The organism is Rivularia sp. UHCC 0363 (genome assembly GCF_034931125.1).
Classification (GTDB): Bacteria; Cyanobacteriota; Cyanobacteriia; order Cyanobacteriales; family Nostocaceae; genus Rivularia.
In genome coordinates this window covers 1-9,079 of record NZ_JAYGHM010000001.1, presented here as the reverse complement: position 1 = coordinate 9,079, position 9,079 = coordinate 1, and the positions used below count along the sequence as shown (strand labels likewise).

At 40.5% G+C, this 9,079-nt stretch carries 5 protein-coding genes and 1 pseudogene; 3 read left to right on the top strand and 3 right to left on the bottom strand.

Annotation, left to right across the window (positions count from 1 at the left end; genetic code table 11):
- Nucleotides 1-93 precede the first annotated feature (93 nt).
- Together VB797_RS00030 and VB797_RS00025 are read right to left on the bottom strand one after the other, a co-directional pair.
- Nucleotides 94-1,290, bottom strand: a complete 1,197-nt coding sequence (locus VB797_RS00030) for a site-2 protease family protein (protein ID WP_323235561.1) — start codon at nucleotides 1,288-1,290, stop codon at nucleotides 94-96.
- A 288-nt stretch (nucleotides 1,291-1,578) separates the two neighbouring features.
- Complete coding sequence (locus VB797_RS00025) at nucleotides 1,579-3,567, bottom strand: AarF/ABC1/UbiB kinase family protein (RefSeq protein WP_323235560.1); 1,989 nt, start codon at nucleotides 3,565-3,567, stop codon at nucleotides 1,579-1,581.
- A 718-nt stretch (nucleotides 3,568-4,285) separates the two neighbouring features.
- On the opposite strand from VB797_RS00025, the gene recN reads away from it, so the two are divergent.
- Nucleotides 4,286-6,058 (top strand): DNA repair protein RecN, encoded by a 1,773-nt coding sequence (gene recN, locus VB797_RS00020; protein ID WP_323235559.1) that lies wholly within the window; start codon nucleotides 4,286-4,288, stop codon nucleotides 6,056-6,058.
- Nucleotides 6,059-6,064: 6 nt separating this feature from the next.
- Here recN and VB797_RS00015 read toward each other — a convergent pair.
- Nucleotides 6,065-6,596, bottom strand: a pseudogene (locus VB797_RS00015) (Uma2 family endonuclease).
- 177 nt (nucleotides 6,597-6,773) lie between these two features.
- On the opposite strand from VB797_RS00015, the gene VB797_RS00010 reads away from it, so the two are divergent.
- Nucleotides 6,774-7,382, top strand: coding sequence for a hypothetical protein (locus VB797_RS00010; protein WP_323235558.1), 609 nt, complete (start codon nucleotides 6,774-6,776; stop codon nucleotides 7,380-7,382).
- Between the two features lie 231 nt (nucleotides 7,383-7,613).
- Nucleotides 7,614-9,005, top strand: coding sequence for a malic enzyme-like NAD(P)-binding protein (locus VB797_RS00005; RefSeq protein WP_323235557.1), 1,392 nt, complete (start codon nucleotides 7,614-7,616; stop codon nucleotides 9,003-9,005).
- Nucleotides 9,006-9,079 lie beyond the last annotated feature (74 nt).

Below are 9,079 nucleotides of genomic sequence, written 5' to 3'. Positions count from 1 at the left end.
GTCATGGGTTCCCAGCCGGAGGCTGGGAACCAGTTAAATGCATCAGCCAAAAACGAGTAAATTCTATCAAAGTCAACAGCCTAGTCACACACCCTACAATGACTTAGTTGATTTCGCGATCGTTCCTAACTGCAATCCAGGGGGATAACTTCCTTCATCCTTAACCCGCTTAATTTCAGTATCGCCGATACGTAAATTCAATTTTTGTGCTAGCGATCGCAAAATATCTCCTCGGTCGATTAAACCTGCTACAGCACCTGCTGGCGAAAGTACGGTGACGCGCTGCAATTTTTCGTTTTCTAATTTGGTAATTACTTCAGCTAAACTCATTGATTCTTTCACCGTAGGAATTTCATCCAAAGGACGCACTATACTTTGTACGGTTTGAGTTTCCCATAAACTTCTTTCTATAACCTGTAGGTCAGCTACACTAACCATTCCCTGATAGCGTCCATCTCGGTCAGCAAAGTAAACTTGTGATTGATTTGCCAGTAAATATTCGTCAGCAAAATAGCGTAAACTTTTCTCGGCATCGACTACGCGGAATTCCCTAGTCATTGCATCGCTCGCAACCATTTCTAATAAGGTTTCCTGTAGTTGAGTGACACGTTCGTAACTCTTTGCACTACGGATACCAAACCAACCCAACATTGCAATCCACAAACCCGTTATTAATTCACCTGTTGAAAAATCTATTAGCAAACCGAACGCGATCGCAGCATAACCTAAAATTTGTCCGGCTTTCGCTGCTAAACGTACTGCTTTGAAACGGTTCCCGGTAGCTTTCCAAAGTGCTGCTTTTAAAACTTGTCCACCGTCGAGGGGTAAGCCGGGAATTAAATTAAATAAAGCTAAAACTAAGTTAATTCTGGCTAAATCGGTCAACATGGCATGTAGGGCAATAGTATCTGGTATCGCAGCAGCTATTAAAGTTAACAAAACCGACAATCCAATACTTACCAAAGGACCAGCGATCGCCACTTGAAATGCTTGTCCGGGAGTCTTTGATTCTTCTTCAATTGCAGCCATTCCACCGAACAAAAATAGCGTAATTGAATTAACTTTAATTCCTTGTCTTTGCGCTACTAAACTATGTCCTAATTCATGTAAAATTACTGAGCTAAATAGCAACAGTGCCATTATCACCCCAACGCTCCAACCTTGAATCGCTCCCAATTCCTGGTAAGATATTCCAAAATTGAGAGTTGCCAAGCCCAAAATCAAGAACCATAAAGGGTCTAAAAATAATGGAATTCCAAATAAGGAGCCAATTCGCCAATTAGTTTGCATAAAATTTTTCCTAAAACATATTTTCTTACTTCAGTTCAAAATGCAATCAAACTTAATCTTTTATCCTTTAATTTGATTATTCAAAATACAAATAATTAAAGAATGTTTTTTGAACCGCTCTATCTTTTAGGATAAACAATTATGGCAAACACCATCGGACGCAAATTATTCGGTAAACTTCACTTTAACGGTTCGGTTTTGATCGAGAATTGAAAAATAATACAAAAAAACACGAAAAAACCGGCTTATTCAAAAAACCGGCTGTTTTAACTCCTAACTCCTAACTCTTTAACCTGCGGGTAATTGCTTTCTAACTCCAGCTTCTTCTGTGACTAACAATTCCCTTAACACCCTTGCGATCGCTTTTTGCGCGACTTGAGAAGCAATTTGCTGTCCTAAACGCTGTACGTTTGGATTAACAATAGTCTTACTGATTTGCTCGATCGCTTTAGATGCATCAAAATTACCACCTTCTTGCAGAATCTTAATGATATTCTTGATATGCTCTAAAGTTTCTTGTTCTTCACTGGATGCACCAGGAGTTTCAGTAATAGCTGTTACACCAACTCTTTCGCGCAATAAGTAAGTAAAATTGTGCATTATATTTCTACCAAATGCATCGAGTCCCTTAAATAATTCATCTACCAACTTAGTGCGAATAAAAGCACCACGTTCGGATGCTAAGAATTCTAATCCTTGATCTAATGCTTGATTAGAATCATAATCTGAAGAGTTACGAGCATTCTTTAACAAGTTTTCTAAACGATTCCAACGGAAGCGACCATCTTTAAATAGTAAGTCCTTTAATGAAGCTCTTAATTCTGGAGATGGGTCGGTTAATAATCGTTTGGAAACATAAGGATATGCTTCGCTAAGAACCTTAAAATTAGGGTCAATATATATCGCAATCCCTTCTAATGTTACCAAAGAACGAATAATCAAAGCGTAGTAAGGAGGTACGCGGAAGGGATATTCGTACATCAAATTTGATAAATCATCAGTGATAGTTTTAATATTTAAATCGGCAACAGAAGCACCTTGAGCATCAGCAAATACTCTAGAAAATGCTGGAATAATTGGAGTTAAATCGACATCTGGTGTCAAAAAATCTAACTTCACGTAGTCGTGAGCTAAAGCGTCAAAATCGCGGTTGACAACGTGAACAATTGCTTCAATTAAACCATAACGCTGCGGTGGCTGAACCTCGCTCATCATCCCAAAGTCGAGATAAGCCAATTTCCCGTCATAGGTAGCTAACAAGTTACCAGGGTGAGGGTCTGCATGGAAAAATCCATGTTCCAATAGTTGACGTAAAGAACATTGAACCCCTACTTCTACTAAATAACGAGCATCTATACCCAAAGCAGCGATTTCTTCTACTTGAGTTAATTTAATCCCGTTAATCCACTCCATCGTCAACACGCGACGATTAGTATATTCCCAGTATATTTTCGGAACATATACGTCTTTTAGATGACCATAAAGTTGAAAGAAACGCTCGGCATTTTCTCCCTCGTTGACGTAATCCATCTCCTCGAATATCCGCTCTCCCAATTCATCGAGGATACCGACTAAATCGCTTCGCACTTGCCTAATCGCTTTTTGTCCCCAAGCACATAACCGACGTAGAATATACAAATCAATAGTTATACGTTCGCGCAAGTCAGGACGCTGCACTTTAACGGCGACTTCTTCACCCGTAGCTTTTAACTTAGCTTTGTAGACTTGTCCTAAAGAAGCTGCGGCGATCGGGTCTGGAGTAAGTTCGGTATAAATATCTTGCGGAGGCGCACCCAGTTCTTCTTCAATAAACTGATAAGCGAGTTCGTTGGCAAAAGGTGGTAATTTATCTTGCAGTTGAGTTAATTCTTCTAAATAAACCGGGGGAACTAAATCCGGTCTTGTAGACAATGCCTGTCCGATTTTAATATATGCCGGGCCTAAATTTGTCAGTAGTATTCGCAATTGAACGGCGCGACGATGATCGCCTTTAACATTCTTACCAAGCTTAGTATCCCACCACAAGCCAAATGCAAAGCTAATTACGGGAGCTAAAACCGTGAAGATACGCTTCCATACCTGCAAGGGTCTTTTGCGGTAGTGAGATGCTATTCCCAAAGGATTATAGCGCAATCCTAAATGTTCGCTGGTCGTCAGTTCCAACAACCGATTTCGGTCTTTTTGTACTGGTAATTCAACAATAGTGGAATCTACTTTATCTACAAGCACTAATTTTTTCTCTGTTGGTGTGGATTTAGGAGGAATCTTGATATTCATGTACTTACCGCCGCATCACAGTTAAAACGTTAAGTATTGTAACAATCACTTTTATCAGTGTAACCCATCGGGTCAAAGGTAAGTCAAAGGTCAAAGGTTATGAGTTGGGAGTAGTGGTCTATTACATTAATTTTGCTGGGCAATGTATTCTAAGTACGAGCGTCCTGATCGCTAAAGGCAACTAGCGAGCTTTTCGGCTCGCACCACCCCAACCCCTCATAAACTTATATAGTAAAAAATAGTCTCAGAGTTGAGCTAGAGTGAATGATAGTTATTAAGTAGGTCGGCGTTGAAAATCGCGATTGTGACAGGGAGTAGGGAATAGGCAGTAGGGACAAGGCTTTGAGACCAGTTTACCCAACCGTTACATAGTTGGTTTTATTTGTGCCGACTTACTTACCTTTGACTTCTAACCTCTAACCTTTGACCTTTGACCTCTAACCTTTTAAACTGAGTTTGGTACAGTTGTTCGGGAGCGAACACTTTTTGATAGTAAGCTGATGTGCAGCTAAATTATATAATGCGAAAAAATGAAAGCATTGTAGTGCGGTAGCGCAGGGTGTCCGTAAGGACATGCATCTTGCTCGCTAGTATTATACAAATTAAGTGCGTAACAGCTTAGTAACTATTTGAGGTTGTTTGCGTTTAATTTATGCAATTCTTAGTATCTCAAACTGTAGAAGTACCCCGCGTCTGCCTTAACGGAGAATTTTGCTGAATGTTGCTCTCCCTTTATATAGAAAATTTTGCTTTAATCGATAAATTAGAATTGGAGTTTGGTGCTGGGTTAAATGTACTTACTGGGGAAACTGGTGCTGGTAAATCAATTATCCTGGATGCGATCGATGCTGTTTTGGGTGGAAAAGTCTCTAGTCGAGTGATTCGCACTGGGAGTCAACGAGCCACGATTGAAGGTACTTTTACTTCTAATTCTGCTTTGGCTGCTTGGTTAAGCGAACAGGAAATTGATTTGCTTGATGAAAATTCAGTAGTTGTCAGTCGTGAAATTACCGCGAATAACAGTAATGTCCGCAGTCGATCGCGAGTCAATGGTGTTTTGGTAAATCGCCAGTTAATGAACACTTTGCGAGAACGTTTGGTAGAAATCACCGCTCAAGGACAAACTGTACAGGTGGGACAGTCGGCGAAGGTTCGCAATTGGCTTGATGCTTATGGTGGCGATGCGTTAGGAAAGCAGCGTTCTTTAGTGGCTGGGTCTTTCAGCCGTTATCACGAAACTCATTTATTATTGGAGCGTCGTCGTACTTCCGAACGGGAACGGCTGCAAAAACTTGATTTACTAACTTATCAAGCCAAAGAGTTAGGAGACGCTAACCTCAACGAACCGAACGAACTCGAAAAGCTTTCGCAAGAGCAAGAACGTCTCAATCATGTAGTGGAATTGCAGCAGATGAGTTACAAAGTTTACCAAGCTTTGTATCAAAGTGACGGCGGAGATTCTACAGCTTGCGATTTGCTCGGTGATAGCGAAGCTACATTAATGAATATGGTAGAGTTCGACACTGAGGAACTGCAACCGTTGTTGGAATTAATTCGGGATGCTCAAACAGCCGTTACAGAAGTAGCCCGACAAATGAACGCTTACGGAGATGGTTTAGAAGCAGACCCACAAAGATTGGATGAAGTAGAAGAACGAATTCGGGAATTAAAACATATTTGTCGTAAGTACGGGCCTTCACTTGCTGAAGTCATCGAACATTACAACAGTATTCAAACGCAGTTAGACGAACTCAACGATGGGGAAAAATCCATTGAAAGTTTGGAGAAACTTGAACTTGAACGTTTGGAAGAACTTACATCTCATTGTCACCAACTAACGAAACTGCGTAGCGCTACAGCAGCTTTATTAGAAGCGGAAATTATTCGCGAACTCAAACCCTTAGCAATGGACAAAGTGCAATTCAAGGTTGAAGTCGCACCCATTCCTCCAACTGCAAACGGTAGCGATAAAATTGGCTTTTTGTTCAGTCCAAATCCGGGGGAACCGCTACAACCGCTATCCGAAACCGCTTCTGGTGGTGAAATGAGCCGCTTTTTATTAGCCTTGAAAGCTAGTTTCTCAGCTTCAGACACCCCAGGAACAATGGTATTTGACGAAATCGATGTCGGTGTTTCCGGAAGAGTCGCACAGGCGATCGCCGAAAAGCTGCATCAATTAAGTTCGCAGTTTCAGGTATTGTGCGTGACTCACCAACCCTTAGTAGCAGCAATGGCAGACAGGCATTTTCACGTTAATAAGCAAATTATTAATCAAATTAAGGGTAATAAAACAGACAACGGACATGGTGATGAACGCACTGTGGTCAGGATTACAGCTTTAGATAATTTAGATCAAAGACGGGATGAGTTAGCGCAGTTAGCAGGTGGAAAATCAGCTTCGGACGCTGTAGCTTTCGCTGAATCTTTATTAGCAAAAGCAGCAACTCATCGAGAAGGGAATGAGAAAGTTAAAGGCAGGAAGAAGAAGTAAAATTATCTAAAGTGCTGCATCAAAAATCTGTTGAGGAGTTAGGTTTAGTTGAGAAAAAGTAGGGGAAACAATCTGGCTGTTACCTCGAAACTGACTAAACCTATATTCACCTTTAATAAGTTCGCATACAAAAATGGTAGGTTGTTTCGGGTCGCCGATAAATTTCTTTCCTCCCAAAGCTGCATAATCGGCAATCCAATATTCTAAAATACCCATTTCCTCGTAATCAGCCAATTTTTTGTAATAATCATCACGCCAATTAGTACTTACAACCTTAACTACTAATGGAATTGATGCAGCTTGGGAAACTGTTGATTGTTTTTTCCAGAGTGGTTCGTTGTGTGTAGGGTAAATTAAGTCGGTCAAACTCAACAGTTAGCTTACGTGCTATAAATCCCACAACTTTTTCATGGTCGCCGGTTGGTGGTGGCATCTCAATAATAACCCCATCACGCAGTTCATAACGTATTCCCGTATTATTAGGATACCAGTTAATAAATTCGTCAAAAGTTAGTAATTTAGGTACTGCTTGCGTCATAATTTATTATTTATCCCTACTTAATCGTATTGAGCTAGTAATTATAAAATTAATTTTATGTTAATGCAGAAATATTACACCATATTAATTATATTGGGTCAGCTACTTTTTTAGTTTAATTTTAGTTAATTGTAATATTTTTAAGGAAGCCAGTAATAAGATAAATACATCCACTTTATGTCTTACAGAGATTTCAGTATTTCCAAAGTTAAACAAAAGTTTAATCTAACATTAGTAGAAGGTAAACGTTTTCTTCCAGAAATTGAACCTGTTTTACCAAGTTCCTATTTGGCGGAATTCTTAGAAGAAAGTATTCCTTTAGCAATTGCGATGGGTTCTGAAAAAGCGCGTTCCGAACTGATAATTAGTCCGATTTTATTTGAATTACGAAAGCTTCTAAATCGGGAAATCAGCTTTTTCTCTGGCGAAGAATTCAACGTTGATGCAACTGTGGGATTAACTGGCTTTTGTGATTTTCTCATCAGTCTTTCTCCCGAACAATTATTTATTGAAGCTCCAGCAGTTGTAATTATCGAAGCTAAGAAAGAAAATCTCAAAGGTGGTTTAGGACAATGTATTGCTGAAATGATTGCAGCCCAAAAATTTAATACGGAGAATAATAAACCTATTTCAAATATATATGGAAGCGTTACTAGTGGAAATTTATGGAGTTTTTTGAAATTAGAAGATAATACCGTAACGATTGATTTGACAGAATACTTAATTCCCCCAGTAGAAAGGTTGCTAGGGGTTTTGGTATGGATGGTACGGGATGGGTTAAATTGATCTCAACTTTTCTTCAACTTTGTATTCTTCCAAATTTGATAAAAAGTTTTTATATAAAAATAATGGTGCGTTACGCTAACAGCACCCTACAAAAAACTCTCTTTAACTTTTTCCCTCAGCGTCCTCAGCGTCTCTGCGGTTCGTTATAAAATCTTAATTACCACAAAATTATTTGACTTTTAACCTTTAACCTTAATTTAATAAGTTAATATTCCTCATCTACCGATTAAAATGGCAGCCCTTACACCCAACTCTAGTTTTAGTTTGACACTGCGTTTAGAAATTCCCAATAAAATTGGGATGTTTGCTAGCGTAACTAACGCGATCGCAGCGAGCGGCGGAAATCTCGGTCAAATTGATTTGATTGAGCAAAGCAGACAGGTTTCGATTCGCGATATCACTGTTGATGCTGCAAGTACGGAACACGCGGACAATATTATCCAAGCAGTTAGATCGCTACCCGTTATCAAGGTGATAAATGTTTATGACCGGACGTTCAATTTACATCGCGGCGGTAAAATTAGTATTACCAGCAGAATTGAACTCAAGAGTATATCCGATTTAGCAATGGCTTACACTCCAGGTGTAGGAAGGATTTGCAGCGCGATTGCTCAGAATCCAGAGGAAGTTTACAACTTAACCATAAAGCAAAATATGGTAGCAATTGTTACCGATGGTAGCGCTGTTTTGGGATTGGGTAACTTGGGTCCGGAAGCTGCTTTACCAGTCATGGAAGGCAAAGCAATGTTATTCAAAGAGTTTGCCGGTATCGATGCTTTCCCCATTTGCCTTGCAACCCAGGATACAGATGAAATTGTGAATGTAGTCAAAAACATTGCTCCGGTATTTGGAGGTGTCAATTTAGAAGATATTGCTGCACCTCGCTGCTTTGAAATTGAAGCCAGATTAAGGGAAGAATTAGATATTCCGGTGTTTCACGATGACCAACACGGTACGGCTATTGTTACCCTAGCGGCATTATTCAACGCTTTGAAATTAGTGCAAAAACCCATAGAGCAAATCCGCATTGTGATTAACGGTGCGGGAGCTGCTGGAGTTGCGATCGCCAAGTTACTTCGTGAAGCTCATGCAAAACAAATTTGGATGTGTGATTCCAAAGGTATTGTTTCGAACAACCGCAATGACCTAACGAAAGAAAAGCAGGAATTCGCCGTAAAAACCCAGGGAAAGCTAGCTGATGCAGTAAAAGGTGCGGATGTATTTATCGGTGTCAGCGCTCCAGGAGTTTTAACACCAGAAATGGTCAAGACGATGGCAAAAGATGCGATTGTATTTGCAATGGCCAATCCCGTCCCAGAAATTCAGCCAGAGTTAGTTAGAGACGACGTTGCGGTTATAGCTACAGGACGCAGCGACTACCCAAATCAAATTAATAACGTACTCGCATTCCCCGGAGTATTTCGCGGTGCTTTAGATTGTCGTGCAGCTACCATCACCACAGCAATGTACCTTGAAGCAGCAAGTGCGATCGCCTCTTTAATCAAACCATCAGATTTAAGCAAAGAAAACATTATACCCTCAGTCTTCGACGAACGAGTCTCAAGCGTAGTAGCTGGTGCAGTACAGCGTGCAGCCCGTGAGGGGGATATTGCACGACGATGATTGAGATGGGATGGGGAGATGGGGAGATGGGGAGATGGGGAGATGGGGGGATGGGGAGATGGGGAGATGGGGGG